The organism is Pseudomonas sp. P135 (genome assembly GCF_020312125.1).
GTDB classification, from domain to species: Bacteria; Pseudomonadota; Gammaproteobacteria; order Pseudomonadales; family Pseudomonadaceae; genus Aquipseudomonas; species Aquipseudomonas fragariae.
This window is the reverse complement of record NZ_JAGPYR010000005.1, coordinates 92,305-111,819: the sequence shown is the minus strand read 5'-3', so window position 1 is coordinate 111,819 and position 19,515 is coordinate 92,305. Positions and strand designations below refer to the sequence as shown.

The following is a 19,515-nucleotide window of genomic DNA, read 5'->3' as shown; positions in this document are numbered from 1 at the left end:
ATGAACCACGCTAACCAATTGCGTCTGGCGCTGGTGGCCCCCAGCGGTTCCGGGAAGAGTACAACCGCCGGGTTGCTGCGTGAGTATTTTGAAACAGCCGGGCTGCCGGTCGAGGTCATCAAGCTCGCTCAGCCCCTGTATGAGTTGCAAGGCATGTTTTATGAGCAGGCCGGGGTGCAAGTGGCGAGCGGCAGCCAGAATCAGCGTTTGCTGGAGTGCATCGCACGCGAGCTGAGGGATCTGGACAGCCAGTCGCTGGTCACGAACTTCGCCCGACGATTGGCCCGATCCTGCGCGCAAGTGGTCATCAATGATGACCTGCGCGACGACACCGTTGACTGGCCGTACCTTCAGGCGCAAGGCTTTCAGGTGATCAAGGTGCTTGCCGATTCATCCGTGAGACAAACGCGTCTTGGACAACGAGGCGACATCAGCGTGGTGGAAAACAGCGCACTGGATCTGCAGATGCGTCGGATCGAAGCGGATTACGTGCTGCCCAACAGCGGCTCGCTCGAGCAGTTGAAGCAGCGTGTCGCTGTAGTGGCCCGGTGGGCGTTGGACGACTCTCAACGCCGGATCGCTTCATGAAGGGCGCTGATCCGCTGGTCTGGCTGTTGATCGACGGGTTGTCGTGGGAGCTGGTCAAGCGTTACCGGGCAGGACAGCCTGGACGGCCCTCGGCGCAGTGGCCGTGTTACCCCTTGCTGCCACTTTCACCCAATTGCCAGACGCCGCCATCACTGTTGTCGATCTTCAGCGGCGCACCGGTCAGCGAGCACGGCTTGACGGGCTATCTCGTCCCTGCGCCAACGCCGCAGGACTGCCTGGCGGTGGCGGATGCTTTTGAGGTCTGGCCGCGCCACATCGATATGGTCTGGGATGAATGGGCGCGCCAGGGCATCACTTTTCGCCTGTGTGCCGTGCCCTTTGTCCAGCCCGACAGGCTGGGTGACGCATTGCTTGGGCAAAGCTGTGTCTATCAGGGTTTTTCGCTGCGCCCTGAGGTCATTGAAAACGGTGGCTGGCTGCGTATCGAGGCCCTGAATGTGCTTGCCAGGGTCAGTCTGCAACAGGACGGCGCTGTGCTCGACTGGCCAGAAGACCATGGCCGTGCTGCGTGCCGGTTGCCGCTGGGCAGCACGGTGCACGTGCCGTTGTCGGGGCAGGCCCCAGGCAATGTGTGCAAGGCGATTGCACTGCGTGCGGTGCACATCGAAAACCGTGTTTGTGTGATCAGCTTCGGTTACCGTGAGGTCCAGGCGCTTGATCTGCAGGGCGACGCCGGCAAGGCTTACGTGGCCAATGACCTGACGGTGCTGTATCGCACCGGACAGTTGGGCAAGCGGCTGGATGAGGGCGGGCAGGGCGCTGCGGAATGGCTGCTGCTGGAACTGATGCGCGAGATGCATGAAAGCTTTTGCGACGACATTGTCGGCGCAGTCAGGGCCGGTGATGCACAGCGTGTCATCGGTTATTACCCGGTGGTGGATCTGCTGTCACATCATTTGCTCAAGTACCTCGCGCCAGACTGGGCCAGCGAATTGATGCAGGCGGTCGGACAACGCCTGTTCGACGAGATAGCGGGGTGGGTCGATGAGCTGATCCTGCGCTGCGTCGATGCCGCCGGTGGCGAGGTACGCTGCGTCGCTCACTCGGATCACGGCATGGCACCTGTCCATCACGATCTTTACCCCAACAGTTTTTTCGAGCAGCAGGGCTGGCTGGTCTATGACGCATCAGGCGTGCCGGATATGCACAAAAGCGCGGCGCTCTTTCATCCGGCCGACAACGGTCTGGTGCTGTTCAACACGGCGCGACTGGCGCTGTCCGGACACGACCCTGGCTCAGTGACCGAGGCCTGGCGCAAAAGCCTCGCACAGCCGTTTCGAGATGAGTGGACGATGTTCGAGTGCGCCGGCGGGCAGGTCTTTGCCGAAGGCTGGACGGGCGGCTGCTACTGGCAGGCTCCGCGAGGCACGCGACTGCTGGCCACTCGTTCAGAACACGCCGTTCGCGTCAGCCGAAAAGGTGGCGACCACACGGTATGTGCCACTGACCCGTGGTTGCGTGGCGTATTGCTGGACGCCAGCAGCACGCCCTTGCCACGTCCTGCCGACGCTGAAGTGACATTGCCCGCGATTCGCCATTGGCTGACAGCCACATTCTGACACCTGACTCGATAATTTCAGTCACAGGGAGCTTATCCATGCGTTTCGACAGCCTGCTTTTCGATATTGACGGCACACTCCTGCTCAAGGGGCAGCCTCTGCCGGGCGCAGCCGATGCATTGAGCTTCGCGCGTTCCCAGGGTTTGAGGCTGCAATTGCTGACCAACACCACGGCGAAGATGCCCGAGGAGCTGGCAGAGGAGCTTTGTCGCGCCGGAATCGAGGTCGTCCCCGACGAAATCCAGACCGCCACCACGGCCTGTCTGGGCTATTTGCAGCAACATCCGCACCTCAAGTGCCATCTGCTGGTACCCGATTCGATACGGCCGGCGTTCAGTGGCATCGCTACAGACGATACGACCCCGGACGTAGTGGTCATCAGCGATATCGGCGAAGCCTTTGACTACGCCACGCTGAATCGCTGTTTCCGTATGTTGCGAGGCGGTGCTCGCCTCATTGCGCTGCAAAAAAACCTGTTCTGGTTCGATCGTGACGGGGAGCGTCTCGATTGCGGCGCCTTCATCGTCGGGCTCGAGGCCGCAGCACAGGTACAGGCCCTGGTCATGGGCAAGCCGTCGCCGACGTTTTTCGAGGCTGCCTTGCGCAAACTCGACACTAGCGCCAGCCGCACTCTGGTAGTGGGCGACGACGTTCTGACTGACTGCGCAGGGGCGAAAGCGGTCGGTGCCAGCAGCCTGCTGGTGCGTACCGGAAAATATGACCCGAGGCTGTTCGAGGCCCATCGGCAAAACGTGGATGCGGTGATTGAAGGGATTGCAGATTTTCCACGCTGGTGGATGTCCGGCAGTGCCGCAGGTCATCTGCGCCAAGGTTAAGTAACTGGATTACAAGGACGAATCATCAATGCAGACAGCATGCGCCAAAAAGTTGAAAGAACGCCCGGAAACGCTATCCGAGCGGATTTACGCCCGGATCAAAGAAGACATTTCCGAGTTTCGTTTATTACCCGGCGAACGATTTACTGAAGGTGAAATAGCCGAGCGTGTTCAGGCCAGTCGTACACCGGTCAGGCAGGCATTGTTCCGGCTGGAGCAGGAAGGGTACGTGGAGGTTTATTACCGAAGCGGCTGGCAGGTGCGGCCCTTCGACCCTCATCACTTCGAGGAGCTGTATGACGTTCGGGTGGTGCTCGAGCTGGCGGCGCTCGCCAGGCTGGGTTTGATGGACCTGAGCGTCGAGCCGCTGATCGACGAACTCATACGCACCTGGCTGGTGCCGAAAAACGAGCGATTGAGAGACACCGATATCCTCGCCGGGCTGGGCGAACGCTTCCATTGCGCGTTGGTCGAGGCGGTGGGCAACCGGGAAATGGCCAGGCTGCATTACGAAGTCACCGAAAAGACCCGGACCATCCGGCGTCTCGAATTCAGCGCCTCCAGAATCGATGCAACGTACGAAGAGCATGGCAGTATTTTAAAGGCCCTCCTGCAACGTCGGCCGCGACAGGCTCAGCAATTGCTGGAAGCGCATGTAGAGCTCAATAAGGAGGAAGCGCGCAGAGCCACCCAGCATGTCTTGCGCCGCGCGCGTCATTACGCCGAGAAGAACGGCGAGCCCGCCAGATTGCGTGCGCAAGTGCAGTGAGCGGTTGCTACGGAGCTGCGCGTTTTGGTCGTTTGATCCATCACCGGTAACGCAATGCTTCCAGTAACAGAGCAACCGCGGGCGATGCCTGGCGTCTGCTCGGGTAGTAGAGGTGGAAGCCGGCAAAGGTCGGTGACCAGTCTTCCAGCACCTGAATCAGACGTCCGGCTTCGATATGTTCGGCAACCAGATCGTGCGGAATGTAACTCAGCCCGAAGCCGTCGAGCGCCGCGTCCAGAAGCGGATAGACACCATTGAACGTGACTTGGCCTGTGACGCGGACGTTCAGGGTTTCGCTGTCTTTGGCGAACTCCCAGGCATACAGGCCGCCATTGGTAGGCAGGCGCAGATTGTTGCAGCGGTGCGCGGTCAGGTCTCTGGGCGTCTCGGGTTTCGTGCGGCCTTCGAAGTAGGCTGGAGAACCGACCACCGACAGACGCATGTCCGGGCCTATGCGGGTGGCGATCATTCCGTCCGCCACGGCTTCACCCAGACGCACGCCCGCATCGAACCCTTCGGCGGCGATGTCGACAAAGCTGTAGTCGCAACATACCTCGACACTGATGTCCGGGTATTTGTGCAAGAAGGTCTTGAGTACTGGCCGGATGATGAGGTCAAGCGAGTGATCCATCGCATTGATGCGGATCTTGCCGGCAGGGGTGTCGCGCAGGTCGCTCAGTCCTGCCAGCTCGATTTCGATTTCATCGAAATGCGGGCCGACTTTCTGGATCAGGCGTTCGCCAGCCTCTGTGGGCGATACGCTGCGCGTGGTGCGTGTCAGCAGGCGCAGGCCAAGGCGCGCTTCCAGGCTGCGAACGGTGTGACTCAGTGCTGATTGTGAAACACCCAGTCTGGCAGCTGCCTTGGTAAAGCTTCGCTCTTTGGCGACTGCGAGGAAGGCAAGCAGATCAGCGGCGTTTTCCCGAAGCATTGATGAGCCCTGTCGATAAGTATTTTCGAATTGTAGCCGATAGTCGCAATAGTTCTCGGCGGGTAGATTGGAGTGACTTCCAATAACGCTCAAGGATTCCCATGATTGTCATCAATTCCAGCGGCTCACAGCCTTCCGCCAGCGGCCCGACCGATTATTTCACCGGTACCGTGCGCATCGACGCGCCATTCAAGGGCTCGGAAGACGCGAGAATAAGCGGAGCCACGGTGACGTTCGAACCGGGCGCACGCACTGCCTGGCATACCCATCCCCTGGGCCAGACGCTGATTGTCACGTCAGGCGCCGGCCTGGTGCAGGAAAAAGGCCAGCCGGTTCGCACCATCAAGCCCGGCGATACCGTGTGGATTGCGCCCAACGTCAAGCATTGGCATGGCGCAACCGCAACGACGGCCATGACCCACATCGCTATTGCCGAGGTGCTGGACGGCGAGGTGGTTGACTGGATGGAACCGGTCTCGGATGGCGACTACCACGCGGCTAATAACAGCGAGTAACTTGCCCCAGCGCACTGCCTCGGCCATGACGCGTAACGCGTTGCCGCGCTTGGACAACTGATAAGCGTGCAGGGGATCGGTGATATGCGTTTCGTGCAGCATGGGCAGCGCAAGTAGTGCATCCACCGATGTGGTGGCCAGCGCCTTGGCCGCCGCATCGGCGTTGTCCTGACGCAGGTCGGCGAGCAATACGTGCCTGCCCGCGCTGACACGGCGGGCGATGGCTTGCCCTATGGAGCCTGCACCGATGACTACGATGATTTTTTTCGGGTTTTGCATGACCAGTTCCTCGGTGAAACTCGAGCGAATCCGCATCTGCAGATCAGCTTCGTGATGTCCGGATCACCTTATAGGCCTGTCATTTTTTCAACAATGGAGCATTATCGGGATAGACTCATGAATCATATTCATGAACTTCGGCTTTTGCTCATCTCAGCCTCGGCTGCACCGAATCCGCCAGTTGCGTCAGTATCAGGCAGCACGACACCGCGCCTGCATCCAGTACGCCGAGCGACCGTTCGCCGAGGCGACTCGCCCGGCCTATCTTCGCCACCAGATCACGGGTGGAGTCGCGCCCTTGTGATGCGGCGCTTTTCATCGCATCGAGCGCTGCGCTGAACGATTCACCCCGGGCGTGGGCCTGCTCGAAGGCTTCGACGGCCGGAATCAAGGTATCCATCAAGCATTTGTCGCCGACCCCGGCTTCGGTGATGTCCTGCAGTGAGGTGAGGCCGCCGCGCAGCAGGCTGGCGAAGGCCGCGGCGTCGATCTGTTCGCAGCCGCGCACCTGATCGGCCATGCCGATGAACAGACTGCCGTACAGCGGGCCCATGGAGCCGCCGATGCCTTCCATCAGGCTCAGGGTCAGTTCGTCCAGCGCTTCGGCGAGGCTCAGTTGGCGGCCTTCGATGGTACGACCGCAGTGGGCGAAGCCCTTGGCCATGTTGATGCCATGGTCGCCGTCACCGATCGCGCCATCCACTTCGCTGAGGTATTCGCGGTTGGCGACGATCACGCTCACCAGGTCGGCAACGATAGGAGTGCCCTGTTGTGCAGGGAGATGCGTAGAGAATTGCTCGCTCATGGTTTACTCCGCCTGGGTCATGCCGATGGACCGGCAAGGGTGGTCGATCAGGGTTTTCAGTTCGGCGTCCAGGCCCAGCAGCGTCAGGGTTACCCCCATCATCTCCAGCGACGTGAAGTAATTGCCCACGTAGCAACGATGGATTTTCAGGCCCCTGGCCTTGAGCAGGCGCTCCACTTCGGCGTAGAACACGTAGAGTTCCATCACCGGCGTGGCACCGAGGCCTGAAACCAGCACGACTACGCTGTCGTCCACGCTGAAATCCCGGTCGGCCAGGATCGGCTCCAGCATGCGCTCGGCCATGGCCGCTGCAGGCTCGATGTCGATGACTTCGATACCCGGTTCGCCATGGTGGCCGATGCCCAGCTCCATTTTGCCGTCGGGGATCTGAAAGTTGGGCTTGCCGACCGCCGCGATGGTGCAGGGCGTCAGGCCGATACCGATGGATCGGCATTGATCCACGGCCTTCTGCGCGACGCGGATCACGCCGTCCAGATCGTAACCGTTTGCGGCCGCAGCGCCGCCGATCTTCCACATGAAAATTTCCCCGGCCACTCCGCGTCGCTTGGCGATATCGGATTTCGGTGCCGAGGCCACATCGTCGTTGGCCACCACGGTACGCACTTGCAGGTCTTTGCTGGCGGCCATTTTCATCGCCAGCTTCACGTTCATGTTGTCGCCCGCGTAGTTGCCGTACAGGCAGGCGATGCCCGCACCGTGATCGGCCGCGCGGAAGGCGTCGAAAAAGCTCTTGGCCGTAGGCGAGGAAAAAATCTCGCCGACCGCTACCGCATCCACCAGCCCAGGGCCGACATAGCCAAGAAAGGCCGGTTCATGACCCGAGCCGCCGCCGGTAACGATACCGACGCGTCCTTGATCAGAGGGACGGGTTTTGCTGATGACCCGCGGGTTACCTTCACTTTGCGACAGCTCGGGGTGCGCTACCAGAATGCCGCGCAGCATGTCCTCGACCACCTGGTCCGGATCGTTTATCACTCGGTTCATAACGCGATTTCCTGTGTTCTTTTTATAAGGATCGGGCGGATCAGGGTTCCAGAACCACCTTCAATGATTTATCACCGCGTTCCATGACGGCAAACGCCTCCTTGAACTGCGCCAGGGGAAATTTGTGCGTGACGACGTCGCGCATGTCGATCTTGCGGTTGCCGATAAAGTCGATGGCGCGCGGGTACATGTAAGGGCCGAGGTGAGAACCGAGCACGTCCAGCTCCTTGCGGTCACCGATGATCGACCAGTCCACCGTGGCCTCATCGTTGAATACGCTGAACTCCACAAAGCGTCCGAGTTTGCGCAGCATCGCCAGGCCTTGGTTGACCGCCTTGTGGTGTCCGGTGGCTTCTATATAGATGTCGCAACCGTAGCCGTCGGTTATCTCGCGGATCTTTGCCAGCACGTCGACCTCGGCCGGGTTCCACACCTCATCGGCGCCCATGCGCAGGGCGAGGGCGGCGCGCTCGGGCTTCATGTCGAGAACGATGAGTTTTTTCGGGTTACGCATGCGCACCGCGCCAATGATCCCAAGGCCCAGTGTGCCGGCACCGGCGACGACCACAATGTCGTCAAAATCGACATCGGCCCGTTCGGCTGCGTGCAACGAGCAGGCCAGCGGTTCGATGAGGATGGCTTCGTCCGGGGCAATCGAGTCGGGCACCTTGTGAATGATGCCTTCCCTGGTAAAAATCATGTACTGGGCCATGGCGCCCTGCACGTTGTTCTGAAAGCCGTAAAGGTCGTGCTTCTGGCACATCCAGTACTGTCCGTGGTTACAGAAGCGGCAGCCCCAGCACGGCACGATCTGCTCGGAGATCACCCGGTCGCCGATCTGCACGCCACGCTTTTCGGCGCCAGGGCCGAGCGCCACCACGCGACAGACGAATTCATGGCCGGGAATCATCGGTGGTTTGACGTAGCGAGGCTGCTCGGCATCGCCCCAGAACGAGGGGGCGCCGCGATAGGTCTTGATGTCGCCCATGCAGATGCCACACAGCTCGACCTTGGTGAGGATTTCATCGGGACCGGGGGTCGGCACATCCACGGTTTCCAGCCGGTAGTCTTCCGGACCGTGGCAGACCACGGCCTGCATGGTTTTCGGGATGACCGGTGAAAGTTGTTCGGCAGTGCGTTCGGTGACGGTGGACATGACGATGATCCTCACGACAGAAAATGAATTACTGGATGCTGTAGCCGCCGTCGATCACTACGTTTTCGCCGGTGATCATGCTGGCGGCGTCGCTGAGCAGGTACAGGGCCAGCCCGGCTATTTCCTCCGGCTGGGCGAAGCGGCCTGCCGGGATCTGCGTTTTGGCCCGTTCTCCGACTTCGCCCGCCCAGGCCTTTTTGCCCAGCGCGGTCTCGACGATGGTGGGCGAGATGGCGTTGACGTTGATGTGTGGTGCCCACTCCATGGCCAGCACTTTGGTCATGCCGACCACTGCGGCCTTGCTCGCGCAGTAGGCGACGTGCCTGTCCAGGCCAATGACCGCCGCCTGAGAGGCAAGATTGACGATGCGTCCGCTGCCTTGACCGAGCATGTGTCGCGCGCAGGCCTGGGCGACGAAGAAACTGGCCTTGAGGTTGATCTCCAGCGTTGTGTCCCAGGCCTCTTCGCTGACGTCGACGGCCTTGTCCAGCACGGCAACGCCAGCACTGTTGACCAGATAGTCGATGCGTTTGAAATGCTCGAAGACGCTGTCGATGGTGCTGTTGACCTGGTCGACCCGGCGCAGGTCGACCGCAATACCGATGTGCTCGCTGCCCAGGCCGGCGGCAACCTCGGCCACTGCCGGGTCACGGTCCAGCAGTGCGACCCGCGCGCCGCGCGCGACCAGCAGGCTGGCACAGGCAAGGCCAATCCCGGCTGCTCCGCCGGTGATGACCGCACAACGGCCATTGAGATCGAACGCCTTGTTCCAGAATTCAGACATGAAGATGACTCCTGTAGCGCTGTTTTTTTGAAGATTCAAACACGTTAGCTTTTGATTCTGGCCGAAGGCCGTGGGAGCGAACTTGTTCGCGAAGAGGCCGGTATGACCGCCGAAAATGCGTCGTTTGAAATACTGTCTTCGCGAACAAGCGAAGCGTCGCCCGGTTCGCTCCCACGCCCTTCGGGCAGAAGCGGGAATCTCAGACCGGTTACTTGCCGCCGCTGACCTGCTTGTACAGCGCATCGGCGTTGGCATCGGTGACCGGCACCCAGGGCAGGATGTAGTTCTTGTCGGTGCCGTCGCCCCACTTGACGTCCTTGGCGTAGCGCTCCCAGATCACCGACTGCGGCTTGTAATCCTTGCCGGCCAGGGTGCGAAGGGCGACATCAAGGGCACCCTGGGACTGGGCCTGGGCGTCCTGCAGAAAGGTCGTGATTTCGTTTTTCTTCGCCGCCTGAATGGCGTCAGGCATGCCATCGATGGAGGTGATCGGCAAATCGGCAGGCTTCAGGTTGCGCGATTTCACCGCTTGCAGGGCACCGAGAGCCATATCGTCGTTCTGCGAAATGATCCCGGAGATGCCGCCGTTCTGATGCGCATTGAGCCAGTCTTCAGTCAGCGTCTGGGCTTCGGCGCGGGACCAGTTGGCGGTCTTCTTCTCAATGATCTTGATGTCCGGGTGTTTGCTCAGGACTTCCAGTTCGCCTTTTTCCCGATCAATTTGCGCCGACTGGCCAATCGGTCCCTGGATGATCACCATATTGCCTTTGCCCTTGAGCTTGTCGACCATTGCCTGCGCCTGCAGCCGTCCGCCCTCGACATCATCGTTGCCGACGTAAGGCACCTTGTTGCCGGCAACCCGGGTGTTCGATGCGATCACCGGAATGTCGTTTTCCATCGCCCTGGCCACCGTGCCGACACCGGCCTTGGTGTCGATGGGCACGAAAATGATCGCGTCGTAATGCTGGGTGATCATGGTCTCTATCTGATTGTTCTGGGTCAGCGCATCGTAGTTACCGTCGAACACGGTGATTTTCACGGTGCCGTCCTTGACCGCCGGATGCTCCTTGAGCTCACGCACCCAGTTCTGCATGAACTGCCCCTTGAGGCCATACACCGCCGCGCCGATCTTGTAGGTCTTGCCATCGGCGGCCATGGAGATACTGCTGGCGAGCAGGGAGAACGCCGCGACAGCGGCCAGGGATGTACCGAATTTCATGATGAGAACCTCGTTATTGTTGTAGTCAGTCGTTCATGCCGGTCTAGCGTTTTTTCTTGCGCCACACATCAATCAACACTGCGAACACGATGATCAGGCCCTTGGCGACCTGCTGGTAATAGGAGGACACGCCGAGCAGGTTCAGGCCGTTGTTGATCACGCCGATCAGCAGTGCGCCAAACAGTGTGCCAACGATGCTGCCAGTACCGCCCGACAGGCTGGTGCCGCCGATGACCACTGCTGCGATGGCGTCCAGTTCGTAGGACATGCCGGCCTGGGGCAGGGCGGAGGTGGTTCTGGCGGACAGCACTACGCCTGCCAGTCCGGCGAGCAGCCCGGAAACCACGTACACCGAAAACATCACCTTGCGCACACCGATACCGGAGGTGCGTGCGCTCTTTTCGTTGCCGCCGACGGCGTACACGTAACGGCCGTAGGTGGTGTAGCGCAGTACCATCCAGAAAATCAGCGCGACCACCGCGAAGATAATGATCGGCACACCAATCGGGCCGATCCGGCCGATGCCCAGCGCCAGGTATTCTTCGGGCAGGTCGGTCACCGGGCTGCCGTCGTTGAGGATGAAGGTCATGCCGCGGGCGATACTGAGCATGCCCAGGGTGGCCACAAACGGTGGAATCGAAAGATTGGCGACCATGAAGCCATTGACTACGCCGAGCATGGCGCCGGCAAACATGCCTGCGCTGACCGCCGCCAGCAGGCCATAGCCCTGGGTCGCGACCAGTGCGCTGCACAATCCGGCGAACGCCAGAATCGAGCCGACGGAAAGGTCGATGCCCTTGGTCAGGATCACGTAGGTCATGCCGACCGCGAGAATGCCGTTGATCGAGGTCTGGCGCAGGATGTCCATCCAGTTGCGCCAGGTCATGAAATATTCGCTGGCAAAAGCCAGTACCAGGCACAACAGAATAAACACCAACGGCAGACCGAAACGGTCGAGAGACAGGCGCAGGCGGCTGCGTGGAGACGTGGAAGCTGGGGCGATAATGGTTTTTGCATTCATGAGGCAAGACTCAACAGGACTTCCTGGGAAAGATCGGCATCGCTGCTGATGGTCACCAGCCTGCCACCCTTGAACACGGCGATTCGGTCACTCAGGCGCAACAGTTCCGGCGCTTCCGAAGAGACCACGATGGCGGCTCCGCCAGCGCGTACGAACTGATCCAGCAGGTGATAGATTTCCTGCTTGGCGCCTTCGTCGATGCCCCGGGTCGGTTCGTCGCAGAGCAGGCACACCGGCTCGGTCGACAGGCATTTGGCGAGGACGACCTTCTGTTGGTTGCCACCGCTCATCGACGCGACGGGCAGATCCAGAGAAGTCGTCTTGATCTGCAGGCGCTTGACCATGTCTTCGGCCAGTTTGTGCTCCTTGCGGGCATCGATCAGCGACCAGTTCGACAACTGCCGGTAGGCCGACAGTGCGATGTTGGACAGGATGCTGCCATTAAGTACCAGGCCGCTGTCCTTGCGGTCTTCGGTGACCAGTGAGACGCCCGCGCGAATAGTCGCTTTGGGCAGGCCGACCGGCAGCAGCTTGCCTTGCAGGGTGACGCTGCCTGAATCCGGTATGGTCAAGCCATACAGGCAGTTGAGAAACTCGCTGCGACCCGAGCCCATCAGTCCATAGATGCCGAGAATTTCACCGTGACGCACGTGCAGGCTGATGTCTTCGAATTCGCCGGTGCGACTCAGGCCTTCGACATTAAGGCAGCATTCGGCGGCGCATTCGCGACCTACCTTATGATCGATACGCTGTAACTCCTGGCCGACGATGCCGCGTACCAGGTGTGCCCGGTCGATATCGGCCATACGTCCGCTTTCGACAAAGGCGCCATCGCGGAAGATGCTGTAATCGTCGGCAATCTGCGCCAGCTCGCTGAGGCGGTGGGAGACGTAGATGATGCCCGCACCCCGGGCAGCAAGCCGGCGGATGGCTTTGAACAGGGTTTGTGCCTCACGCTCGCCGATGGCCGAAGTGGGCTCGTCCATGATCATTACCGAACAGTCATGGCTAAAGGCCTTGGCGATTTCCACCAGTTGTATCTGCGCCACGCTCAGCAAATGCATGGGGCTGGTGGCGTCGACATCGAATTCCAGCTCGTCCAGCAGTGCCCGGGTGCGTCGGTTCAGTTCCTTGCTGTCGACAATGCACCCGGCCCGACGTGGCTCGCGGCCCAGCCAGATGTTCTCGGCGACGGTCATGAAGGGGATGGGTTCCAGCTCTTGGGTGATCATCGCAATGCCGGCTGCCAGGGCATCGCCGGGACGACTGAACTGCACCGGCTCGCCGTTGAGCAGGATGGTCCCCGCATCGCGCTGGGTGATGCCCATCAGAATGCTCAGGAAAGTGGACTTGCCCGCGCCATTGCCGCCGCACAGAGCGTGCACGCTCCCGGCTCGTAACGAGAGACGCCCGTCACGCAGGGCGGGGATGCCAGCGTAAGCCTTGGTGACGTGTTCAGCCTGGAGCAGTAATGGCTTGGCCATTGGCGTGTCCTCGTGCTGTGAATTCTTATTAGGTGCTGATGCGTTGCTCAGTGAGCATATGTGTATCAAATGAAATTCTGATCAGTCAATCTGTTTCCTATAAAAGTTTTGGAGTGTCGCGCTGGAGCCTGCCCTGCGGTCGTTCTGAGCTTTGGTTCAGTATTCACTGGAAAACTTGCTTGACAGAACCCGGCTAATGTTTCAGAAATGGCTGATCGGAATTTCACCGATTGAACATTTGGTCAAATAATAAGACCCCCGGCAGTGGAGCCTGATGCCATGAACACACCTTTCCCGGTGGCTATCGGATGTGATGAAGCGGGTTATGAACTCAAGGAATTATTGAAGCGCCATATCGAGTCGCTGGGTTATCCGGTGACCGATTTCGGTACTCATTCCGCGGCACCGGTGCTTTACCCGGACATCGCCCTGGCCGTGGCCACAGCGATCAACGCCGGACAGCAGCGGCTTGGCGTGCTGGTCTGCGGGACCGGAATAGGCATGGCCATCTCCGCCAACAAGGTCTTCGGCATTCGTGCGGCCCAGGCCCACGATACCTATTCGGCCGAGCGGGCACGCAAGAGCAACGATGCGCAAATTCTTTCCATCGGTGCACGGGTGATCGGCACGGAACTGGCGAAAAGCATCGTCAAATCGTTCCTGGAGTCGGAGTTCGAAGCCGCGCGCTCCGGCGCCAAGGTCGAGCGCATCAACGCGATAGAGCGTGACGGGCATCAATAGTCAGTGGACGGGACAGGGCGGGAGTAGGGAGAATGTGCCTTTGACGCCGAAACGGAAGCCCGTCCACATGAGTGACAGTACCCAGCGCATGGCCAGCGACATCGATCTGATGACTGAAGTCGCGATGCTCTATTACCTTGAGAACGTCACTCAGGAAGCCATCGCCAAACGCTTCGACCTGTCGCGCGCAAAAGTCAGCCGACTGCTCAAACGCGCACGCGATGAAGGGATTGTCGAAGTACGGGTGCTGCAGCACCCGGCGATGAACAACGAGCTGGAACTGGCGCTCGTCGAGCGCTTTCAGCTGGACAGGGCGTTGATTGCAGTCGACCACAGCGACCCGGATACCCAGCGCTCGGCGGTCGCCAGCCTGGTTGCCAATTACCTGAACAAGACCCTGGGCGACGGCATGATCGTCGCCGTGGGCATGGGCCGCAATGTGGGTGCGGTTGCGGACAATGTGTTCCTGCCGGTGACGCGCAACTGCACATTTGTCTGCGCAATCGGCGGTTCGCTGAAGGCGGGCGAGTACATGAACCCCGACCACATCTGCCGCCGTCTGGCGCTGCGTTTTGGTGGTGAAAGCGAAAGCCTGTACGCCCCGGCGCTGGTCGCCAACCCTGAACTGCGCAGTATTCTGATCAGCAACGACACCGTGCGCTCGACGCTTGACCGCGCGCGGCGTGCCGACATGGCGCTGATCGGCATCGGTGACATGAGCGAGAACAGCAACATGGTGCGCATGGGCTGGTTCTCCCCGCAGGAAATCGCCCAGGCCAGGCTGTCCGGCACGGTGGGTGACATGATGGGCTATGACTTCATCGACATTCATGGCCAGCCTGCGGTCAATGCCATACAGGGCAGGGTGATCGGTCTTACCGTGCAGGAATTGTTTCGTATCCCGGATGTAGTGGCCATCGCCAGTGAAAACACCAAGGCGGCCGCCACGCTGGGTGCCTTGCGCTCAGGCGTGATCAACACCCTGGCAACCACCGTCACCAACGCCCACACCATCCTTGCCCTGGATGACGCGACACGCAAAAACTGACACTACGGGCTAAATCCGTGGTCGAAGGCGTCGCGGCGCAAGACTGGATAACAATAAAGGGCAAGGAAGATGATTCTCAAAGTGACCGGTATCGTCATCGCTATACTCAGCCTCATTCTGCTGTTCATGGGTGCGCAACTGGTGGCTGCCGGCGGTTCACCGGCCTACTCGATGATCGCCCTGGGTTTGCTGGCCACAGCAACCCTGGTATTCCTGAAAAGAAAGTCGGCACTTACCCTGTATGCGGTGATGATGTGGGGGATTCTGCTCTGGATCATCTATGAAGCCGGCCTGGATAAATGGCAGTGGATTCCTCGTGGCGATCTGTTTGCACTGATCGGCCTGTGGCTGGCCATGCCCTGGGTCGTGCGGCCGCTTTATCAAGCGCGATCGAGCACCGATAAGCGTCGTTTTCATCCGTTGCTGGGCGGTACGCTTGGCGTAATGCTGCTGATCGTGATTGCGCTGATGTTTCACGATCCGTACCCGCAGCAAGGGCGGATCGACAGCGTGGCGACCGCCCGCAGCGCCGAGTCGGCAGGCAGTGACTGGGCTGCATATGGCGGTAGCAACGCGGGCCAGCGCTTTTCCAGCCTCGATCAGATCACCCCGGACAACGTCGGCAAACTGTCGGTGGCCTGGGAATACCACACCGGCGACCTGCGTGATGAGGACAAGGACGCTGGCGAGTACACCTTTGAAGCGACGCCCCTCAAGATCAACGACCGGGTGTACGTGTGCACGCCTCATAACGAAGTGCATGCACTGAACCCGCAGACCGGGCAACTGGCGTGGAAATACACCCCCGAGAAAAAACGCTCGTATTTGCAGCAGCACCAGACCTGCCGTGGCGTCAGCTATTATTCAGCGGCCTCCAGCTCTGCGGGTCAGCCACAACAGCCGGCTCAATGTGCCAAACGCATCATCACCGCGACTGCAGATGCCAGGCTGGTAGCGCTTGATGCTGACACCGGCAACCTGTGCAGCGACTTCGGCAGCGGCGGGGTGATCGACTTGAGCGTCAACATGGGCACGATCCGCCCGCACGCGCTGATGCAGACCTCCGCGCCACTGATTGCCGGCGAACTGATCGTGATCGGCAGCTCGATCATGGATAACGGTTATAACGACGGCAACCCGTCCGGGGTGATTCGCGCCTACGACGTCATCACCGGCCGGCTGGTATGGAACTTCGATCCGCAAAACCCGGACAACACCCAGCCGATAGCGGCTGACCAGAACTATCCGCAAGATACGCCGGTCGCTTGGGCGACCCTGAGCTCCGATGTCAAAAACGGTCTGGTGTACGTCCCGTTTGGCAACGCTTCGCCCGACGAAACCGGCACCCGGCGTAACCCCGACAGCAACACCGAGAAGTTTCGCGATGCACTGGTGGCTCTCGACCTGAAGAGCGGCGCGCTGCGCTGGAAATTCCAGACCTCGAACAATGACCTTTGGGATCGCGACAACCCATCGCAGCCCTCACTGCTGGATCTGGGAAAAGACGGTAGCCGCCAGCCTGCCCTGGTGTTGCCGACCAAAGTAGGCAACATCTTTGTGCTTGACCGACTGACGGGCGAGCCGATCGTGCCTGTCGATCAGGTCAGTGTGCGCACCGCGGGCGGTGTTGAAGGCGAGCGCTTTGCACCCACCCAGCCGGTCTCGCGACTTAACTTCATCCCGCCGGTGTTGACCGAGAAGTCCATGTGGGGCGTTACGCCTTTTGACCAGATGGCTTGCCGGATCGCGTACAACACCCTTCGTTATGACGGTAACCCTTGGACACCGGCCACCGAGTCGGGATCGCTGATCTATCCCGGCAACATAGGCGTGTTCAACTGGGGTTCGGTGGCCGTGGACCCTGACCGCCAGTTGCTGATCGCCGCACCGGTGCGCCTGGCGTATGTCTACAACCTGATCAAGCGCCCCGCGCAGGCCCGGGAAAAACGCCTGTTCACTCAGGAGGGCAAGCCCTACTGGAACGAGAACTTCGACGGTGACTATGCCATCCGTATTTCCAGATTCGCCTCGAGCCTTGGCATTCCGTGCACAGCGCCACCGTGGGGGACCATGGCCGGGGTCGATCTGACAACTGGCAAGACCCAATGGATGCGCCGGGTCGGCACCACCAAAAACCTCAAGACCAGCTTCATGCAGGAACGTTTTCCGGTCGGTTTTCCCATGGGCATGGTCGCCCATGGCGGTCCGATGGTGACGGCAGGCGGATTGGCCTTTCACGGCGCGACGGCGGATAACTTTTTCCGTGCCTATGACGTCAATAACGGCGAAATGCTCTGGGAATATGAGTTGCCCGCGGGTGGTCAATCCATTCCTTCGACGTATACCGGCAACGACGGCAAGCAGTACGTGGTCATTGCTGCCGGCGGTCACGGATCGCTTGGTACGACATTGGGCGACAGCGTGATTGCCTTCCGGGTTGATTGAACGCAGAAGCGTCTGTGCGAGAGGGCCTTTAGTGGCCCTTTTTCTTGGCGCGTATCGCTGCAGTTCATTCACCAGGGCACAGGCGCTTCAATCACCTGCCATCCAGCGCGCCAGGCCATGTCGTCCGCTGACGCCCAGCTTGGCGGTGGCGCGTTTGAGGTAGGTTTCCACCGAACTGTTCTTGACCTTGAGGCGCTGCGCCATTTCAGCCACGGTGCCGCCGGTCAGCAGGCCCAGGCAGACTTCCTGTTCGCGTGCTGACAGTGTCACCGAGCCCTGTGCGAGCCTGCCACTGAAGGCCTGATCCAGCGAGCCCGGCTCCGGCTCGAGGCGCGTGGCATTGTGGCTGGACTGAGCAAGGCTCTGCGCGTGGTGCTCGACCAGCGGCAACAGCGTGTCGGAGAGGCTCTTGAGCAAGGACAACTCTGTCAGGGAAAACGCCCGCAACGCGGTCAGTCGATAAAAACAGATGATCAGCCGACGTTCACCGTGGCTGGACACCAGATTGCACTGGTGGGTGTTGTGCTGAGGGTGTTGCGCGCTCAGCGGAGTCTTGAGCTGAATCAACAACGGGTCCTGCATGTGCAGAATGCTGGATAGCAGAGGATGGTCGATGGCCTCGCTGCCGGGAGGGTCATGCTTCAGGCCCGCGCTGCCCAGCGGATTGATACGACTGATGCTGCTCTCGCGCAGGTCCAGCGTCCATTCACTGAGGCCAAGCCCGTGAATGGGCACCAGCGAATCCACCAATTGCAGCATGTGCCCGGCAAAGGTCTCGTCGCCCGTACTGGACACCAGCTTGGCCAGTTGCAGATAGAAGCGTGGGTCGTCGTGGTACTCGAAATGTTGCGCCGTGTTCATCTTGAGCTTTCCTGATTCCGACCGCGCAAAACGGACCATGTCGACTGCTGCGCGGCAACTACTGATTGCACTTACTGATAAGCCTGATGATGGCACTTGGTCTCCGGGTATTCAGCCTAACCTTTCATCCTGCGTCTGTAACAAAAAACAGGGACAGGATTGCAATCCGCTGAAAGTGTATCTGCGGTGGCATTTGGCCGTACGGCACTGTCCGGGTTAAAGGGGCCATACACAGGTGGGACGGCAGTGCTTAATCCGCTGCCTACCCGCCAAGAAGGACCTTGAGCCATGCTCGCCACCAGCGCCGCAACCTACCCATTGACCGCTGCTCAGCGCGACGTCTGGCTTGATCAGATCAGTCGCGGTGACTCCCCGCTTTATAACATCGGCGGCTACCTGCAACTGTCTGGAGCGGTCGACCCGGTGACGCTGCACAAGGCGCTGGAGCAACTGGTTTGCGCACATGAAGTGCTGCGCACGGTCCTGATGCCCGGTGCCGGAGCGGATGGCATGCCGCTTCAGTCGTACGCGGCTTGCTTGCCGGTGTCCTTGCCGTTGCACGACGTCAGCGGTTATCCCGAGCCGGAACAGGCAGCGCGAGCGCTGATCAATGACAACATGCGCCGCCCGTACGTGCTGGATGGCAGCCCGTTGCTCGACTTCTGTCTGATCCGTCTGGCTGATGACCGCCACTGGCTGGCAGGCCAGGCCCACCATCTGATTCTCGATGGCTGGGGTTTCGGACTGTTGTTCAAGTCCCTCGGCGAGCTTTACAGCGCATTGATGGCAGGTAAAGACCTCGAACTGGTTGCACCGGGCTACAGCGACTTCATTGCCGACGATGCACGTTATCAGGCGTCGCAACGCTATTCGCTGGACAGGGCTTATTGGCTGGAAAAATACCGTGATTTGCCGGAGCCGTTGCTGGTGTCGCGCTATCACAACCGCCGAGCGAATGACCCGGCGCCGTCCCACGCCTGGGTGCAGCCGCTTCCTGGTACCTTGCATGCGCGCATGAAACAATTTGCCGAGCGTCACAACTCGTCTGCGTTTCATGTACTGCTGGCGGTTCTGCATGTCTATTTCACGCGCACTGCGCAACGTGACGAGTGGATTGTCGGGCTGCCGCTGCTCAATCGCAGTGGCGCGCGCTTCAAGGCGACGCTGGGTCACTTCGCTCAGGTCAGTGCCGTGCGCATGGCCTTCGACGAAGGGCTGGACTTTGGTGCATTGGTGGTCGAAGTGCGCGACGCACTGAAACGTGACTTCCGTCATCAGCGCTTCCCCTTGAGCGAGCTCAATCGCAGCCTCGAATTGTCACGTGAGGGAAGGGCGCAACTGTTCGAAGTGTCGGTGTCCTACGAGCTGGAAGACCATGGTTACTGCTACACCGATGCGCAGGCGCAGACTGTAAAGGTGTCCAATGGCTACGAGGCGACGCCGCTGGC

18 protein-coding genes and 1 pseudogene (1 of these 19 only partly in view) are annotated in these 19,515 nt (G+C 60.2%); 9 read left to right on the top strand and 10 right to left on the bottom strand.

The window, feature by feature from the left end; genetic code table 11:
• The 4 genes from KBY08_RS09365 to KBY08_RS09350 are packed head-to-tail and all read left to right on the top strand — an operon-like array spanning position 1 to position 3,773.
• Positions 1-588 carry a hypothetical protein gene (locus tag KBY08_RS09365; protein ID WP_024641584.1) on the top strand — a complete coding sequence of 196 codons (588 nt, stop codon included), beginning with the start codon at positions 1-3 and terminating at the stop codon, positions 586-588.
• Positions 585-2,168, top strand: coding sequence for a hypothetical protein (locus KBY08_RS09360; RefSeq protein WP_058822915.1), 1,584 nt, complete (start codon positions 585-587; stop codon positions 2,166-2,168). Before KBY08_RS09365 ends, KBY08_RS09360 begins: the two co-directional genes overlap by 4 nt.
• A 38-nt stretch (positions 2,169-2,206) precedes the next feature.
• Positions 2,207-3,004: a TIGR01458 family HAD-type hydrolase gene (locus KBY08_RS09355; protein WP_058398620.1), complete on the top strand. Its 798-nt coding sequence runs from the start codon at positions 2,207-2,209 to the stop codon at positions 3,002-3,004.
• Positions 3,005-3,032: 28 nt separating this feature from the next.
• Complete coding sequence (locus KBY08_RS09350) at positions 3,033-3,773, top strand: GntR family transcriptional regulator (protein ID WP_011267779.1); 741 nt, start codon at positions 3,033-3,035, stop codon at positions 3,771-3,773.
• 40 nt (positions 3,774-3,813) lie between these two features.
• On the opposite strand, the gene KBY08_RS09345 is transcribed toward KBY08_RS09350, so the two are convergent.
• Positions 3,814-4,704, bottom strand: coding sequence for a LysR family transcriptional regulator (locus tag KBY08_RS09345; protein ID WP_225651121.1), 891 nt, complete (start codon positions 4,702-4,704; stop codon positions 3,814-3,816).
• A 101-nt stretch (positions 4,705-4,805) separates the two neighbouring features.
• Here KBY08_RS09345 and KBY08_RS09340 point away from each other — a divergent pair, with 101 nt between their 5' ends.
• Positions 4,806-5,219, top strand: coding sequence for a cupin domain-containing protein (locus tag KBY08_RS09340; protein WP_003402624.1), 414 nt, complete (start codon positions 4,806-4,808; stop codon positions 5,217-5,219).
• Here KBY08_RS09340 and KBY08_RS09335 read toward each other — a convergent pair.
• From KBY08_RS09335 to KBY08_RS09300, 8 genes and pseudogenes are all read right to left on the bottom strand, one after another.
• Positions 5,196-5,498: pseudogene (locus KBY08_RS09335) on the bottom strand (3-hydroxyacyl-CoA dehydrogenase NAD-binding domain-containing protein); the annotation flags it as partial. The gene KBY08_RS09340 and the pseudogene KBY08_RS09335 sit on opposite strands and share 24 nt — an antisense overlap.
• A gap of 148 nt (positions 5,499-5,646) precedes the next feature.
• Positions 5,647-6,303: a dihydroxyacetone kinase subunit DhaL gene (dhaL, locus tag KBY08_RS09330; RefSeq protein WP_024641580.1), complete on the bottom strand. Its 657-nt coding sequence runs from the start codon at positions 6,301-6,303 to the stop codon at positions 5,647-5,649.
• 3 nt (positions 6,304-6,306) lie between these two features.
• On the bottom strand, positions 6,307-7,308 hold the full coding sequence (locus KBY08_RS09325; protein ID WP_011267781.1) for a dihydroxyacetone kinase subunit DhaK: 1,002 nt from the start codon (positions 7,306-7,308) through the stop codon (positions 6,307-6,309).
• Positions 7,309-7,348: 40 nt separating this feature from the next.
• Positions 7,349-8,464 (bottom strand): erythritol/L-threitol dehydrogenase, encoded by a 1,116-nt coding sequence (locus KBY08_RS09320; RefSeq protein WP_003402615.1) that lies wholly within the window; start codon positions 8,462-8,464, stop codon positions 7,349-7,351.
• 28 nt (positions 8,465-8,492) lie between these two features.
• The gene (locus tag KBY08_RS09315) at positions 8,493-9,248 is read right to left on the bottom strand and encodes an SDR family oxidoreductase (protein ID WP_003402614.1); all 756 of its coding nucleotides are present in this window, start codon (positions 9,246-9,248) and stop codon (positions 8,493-8,495) included.
• 208 nt (positions 9,249-9,456) lie between these two features.
• Positions 9,457-10,467, bottom strand: a complete 1,011-nt coding sequence (locus tag KBY08_RS09310) for a substrate-binding domain-containing protein (RefSeq protein WP_111522178.1) — start codon at positions 10,465-10,467, stop codon at positions 9,457-9,459.
• Between the two features lie 43 nt (positions 10,468-10,510).
• A complete protein-coding gene (locus tag KBY08_RS09305) occupies positions 10,511-11,488 on the bottom strand; it encodes an ABC transporter permease (protein WP_003317694.1) in 978 nt (325 codons plus the stop codon).
• The gene (locus KBY08_RS09300) at positions 11,485-12,972 is read right to left on the bottom strand and encodes a sugar ABC transporter ATP-binding protein (RefSeq protein WP_011267784.1); all 1,488 of its coding nucleotides are present in this window, start codon (positions 12,970-12,972) and stop codon (positions 11,485-11,487) included. Before KBY08_RS09300 ends, KBY08_RS09305 begins: the two co-directional genes overlap by 4 nt.
• Positions 12,973-13,251: 279 nt before the next feature.
• On the opposite strand from KBY08_RS09300, the gene rpiB reads away from it, so the two are divergent.
• The 3 genes from rpiB to KBY08_RS09285 all read left to right on the top strand — a co-directional run bounded on the left by rpiB (position 13,252) and on the right by KBY08_RS09285 (position 17,206).
• Entirely contained in the window at positions 13,252-13,713 is a 462-nt protein-coding gene (rpiB, locus tag KBY08_RS09295; RefSeq protein ID WP_003402606.1) for a ribose 5-phosphate isomerase B, read from the top strand.
• A 67-nt stretch (positions 13,714-13,780) separates the two neighbouring features.
• Entirely contained in the window at positions 13,781-14,761 is a 981-nt protein-coding gene (locus tag KBY08_RS09290) for a sugar-binding transcriptional regulator (RefSeq protein WP_003369595.1), read from the top strand.
• A gap of 69 nt (positions 14,762-14,830) precedes the next feature.
• On the top strand, positions 14,831-17,206 hold the full coding sequence (locus KBY08_RS09285; protein ID WP_024641577.1) for a glucose/quinate/shikimate family membrane-bound PQQ-dependent dehydrogenase: 2,376 nt from the start codon (positions 14,831-14,833) through the stop codon (positions 17,204-17,206).
• An 87-nt stretch (positions 17,207-17,293) separates the two neighbouring features.
• Here KBY08_RS09285 and KBY08_RS09280 read toward each other — a convergent pair whose 3' ends face one another.
• Positions 17,294-18,067 carry a helix-turn-helix transcriptional regulator gene (locus tag KBY08_RS09280; protein ID WP_024641576.1) on the bottom strand — a complete coding sequence of 258 codons (774 nt, stop codon included), beginning with the start codon at positions 18,065-18,067 and terminating at the stop codon, positions 17,294-17,296.
• A gap of 288 nt (positions 18,068-18,355) precedes the next feature.
• Between KBY08_RS09280 and KBY08_RS09275 the strand changes: the two genes are divergently transcribed.
• Positions 18,356-19,515 carry the start of a non-ribosomal peptide synthetase gene (locus KBY08_RS09275; RefSeq protein WP_111522176.1) on the top strand. Its footprint extends 8,338 nt past the window's final position, so only the first 1,160 of its 9,498 coding nucleotides appear in the window; it begins with the start codon at positions 18,356-18,358; the stop codon falls past the right edge of the window.

What these genes read in the sequence shown, in the direction of transcription:
- KBY08_RS09280 (WP_024641576.1), bottom strand. Translation starts at nt 18,067, where the DNA reads ATGAACACGGCGCAACATTTCGAGTACCACGACGACCCACGCTTCTAT.
- KBY08_RS09310 (WP_111522178.1), bottom strand. Translation starts at nt 10,467, where the DNA reads ATGAAATTCGGTACATCCCTGGCCGCTGTCGCGGCGTTCTCCCTGCTC.
- KBY08_RS09355 (WP_058398620.1), top strand. Translation starts at nt 2,207, where the DNA reads ATGCGTTTCGACAGCCTGCTTTTCGATATTGACGGCACACTCCTGCTC.
- KBY08_RS09285 (WP_024641577.1), top strand. Translation starts at nt 14,831, where the DNA reads ATGATTCTCAAAGTGACCGGTATCGTCATCGCTATACTCAGCCTCATT.
- KBY08_RS09325 (WP_011267781.1), bottom strand. Translation starts at nt 7,308, where the DNA reads ATGAACCGAGTGATAAACGATCCGGACCAGGTGGTCGAGGACATGCTG.
- KBY08_RS09300 (WP_011267784.1), bottom strand. Translation starts at nt 12,972, where the DNA reads ATGGCCAAGCCATTACTGCTCCAGGCTGAACACGTCACCAAGGCTTAC.
- KBY08_RS09365 (WP_024641584.1), top strand. Translation starts at nt 1, where the DNA reads ATGAACCACGCTAACCAATTGCGTCTGGCGCTGGTGGCCCCCAGCGGT.
- KBY08_RS09345 (WP_225651121.1), bottom strand. Translation starts at nt 4,704, where the DNA reads ATGCTTCGGGAAAACGCCGCTGATCTGCTTGCCTTCCTCGCAGTCGCC.
- KBY08_RS09315 (WP_003402614.1), bottom strand. Translation starts at nt 9,248, where the DNA reads ATGTCTGAATTCTGGAACAAGGCGTTCGATCTCAATGGCCGTTGTGCG.
- KBY08_RS09340 (WP_003402624.1), top strand. Translation starts at nt 4,806, where the DNA reads ATGATTGTCATCAATTCCAGCGGCTCACAGCCTTCCGCCAGCGGCCCG.
- KBY08_RS09350 (WP_011267779.1), top strand. Translation starts at nt 3,033, where the DNA reads ATGCAGACAGCATGCGCCAAAAAGTTGAAAGAACGCCCGGAAACGCTA.
- KBY08_RS09305 (WP_003317694.1), bottom strand. Translation starts at nt 11,488, where the DNA reads ATGAATGCAAAAACCATTATCGCCCCAGCTTCCACGTCTCCACGCAGC.
- dhaL (WP_024641580.1), bottom strand. Translation starts at nt 6,303, where the DNA reads ATGAGCGAGCAATTCTCTACGCATCTCCCTGCACAACAGGGCACTCCT.
- rpiB (WP_003402606.1), top strand. Translation starts at nt 13,252, where the DNA reads ATGAACACACCTTTCCCGGTGGCTATCGGATGTGATGAAGCGGGTTAT.
- KBY08_RS09320 (WP_003402615.1), bottom strand. Translation starts at nt 8,464, where the DNA reads ATGTCCACCGTCACCGAACGCACTGCCGAACAACTTTCACCGGTCATC.
- KBY08_RS09290 (WP_003369595.1), top strand. Translation starts at nt 13,781, where the DNA reads ATGAGTGACAGTACCCAGCGCATGGCCAGCGACATCGATCTGATGACT.
- KBY08_RS09360 (WP_058822915.1), top strand. Translation starts at nt 585, where the DNA reads ATGAAGGGCGCTGATCCGCTGGTCTGGCTGTTGATCGACGGGTTGTCG.